This window comes from Pseudomonas sp. FW305-25, assembly GCF_017351415.1.
Taxonomy (GTDB): domain Bacteria; phylum Pseudomonadota; class Gammaproteobacteria; order Pseudomonadales; family Pseudomonadaceae; genus Aquipseudomonas; species Aquipseudomonas chlororaphis.
Genome location: NZ_JACNDE010000077.1, coordinates 1 through 1,315, shown reverse-complemented (window position 1 = coordinate 1,315; position 1,315 = coordinate 1). Strand labels below are relative to the sequence as shown.

The 1,315-nt window shown below is 55.1% G+C and carries 1 protein-coding gene; it reads right to left on the bottom strand.

What is annotated here, in order from left to right; genetic code table 11:
* Positions 1–258 precede the first annotated feature (258 nt).
* A complete protein-coding gene (locus J4E58_RS31735) occupies positions 259–1,284 on the bottom strand; it encodes an IS110 family transposase (RefSeq protein ID WP_087092727.1) in 1,026 nt (341 codons plus the stop codon).
* Between the last annotated feature and the right edge of the window lie 31 nt (positions 1,285–1,315).

Below are 1,315 nucleotides of genomic sequence, written 5' to 3'. Positions count from 1 at the left end.
AAATCTATGGTCACCCCCATTTTTGCAATGCTGATTAACGGGTGAAGTGGTTGGCTTGCTTAAATCTATCCGGCGTCTGTATGAGGCATGCCCCGCGCCATGATGAGAGTCGCGCCTGGCAATCCTGAAAACCGGAGCGGCTTCTAAAGCCGTTTCATAAGTCAGGTTCTTCGCCAGGCCGGTGTGCCGTTCACGTCATCCATTTTTCAGCTATCGCAAAACCTGATGGTGCCTCGTGGTACTGCAACAACAGCAGGGTCAGGCCACCACGGTGTCTGGCCCTGCTTCAAACGCTGTATGGTGAGCAGATAGTGCCCAGGCAATTCGCGCCAGTTTGTTGGCCAGAGCGCACGCCACGACATTAGAGTGTCGTCGCTGAAGCAACGAGCGCACCCAATCAGCCAGTGTCCCTTTTTGAGTAGCGAGCCGCTGCATATAAACCCTGGCGCACTGTACCAACAGGCATCTAAGGCTCTTGTCTCCTCGCTTGCTGATCCCCTTCAAGTTAGACCTGCCTCCCGTGCTGTACTGTCTGGGAACCAGCCCTATGGATGCGGCGAAGTCACGACCGCATCCGAATTGCTTGCCGTCTCCCATTTCGACAGCCAGCAGGCTGGCGGTGATCGGGCCGACGCCGGGCATACTCAGCAAACGACTGCCCAGATCATCGTCAGCCAGTTGGCCAGCCATCTCTTTATCCAGCTGCGTGATTTGCTCATCCAGATAGCCGAAGTGTGCGTGCAACCGCTGTAACAATGTGCTGAGCCGTGTCGGCAACTCATGCTCGGCCAGAACGCTAGGCAGACGCTTTATGACCGTCCGCCCTAGAGGCAGACTGATGCCGAACTCCAGAAGGAAGCCATGGAGTTGATTGATTGTTTTGGTGCGGTCACGCACCAGCGACTCACGCATGCGATGCAGTACTGAGAGCGTCTGTTGGGCCTCGGTTTTAGGCGAGACAAATCGCATCGAAGGGCGTGAGGCGGCTTCGCAGATGGCCTCGGCGTCAACGAAATCATTTTTGTTACTTTTAACAAAAGGTCGAACGAACTGCGGGGATATCAGCTTGGTTACATGCCCCATGGTACCCAGTTCGCGGGCAACGAAATGGGAGCCAGCACAGGCTTCCATCACGACAGTACAAGTGGGACAGTTGCCGAAAAAACGCATCATCTGCACGCGCGAGAGCTTCTTGCGAAATATCTCTCGACCCGATCCGTCCTGGCCGTGCAAGTGGAAGGTGTGTTTGCCGAGATCAATGCCAACCAGTGCCAATTCGCTCATGATAATGGCCTCCAGAATAAAACACCCTGCG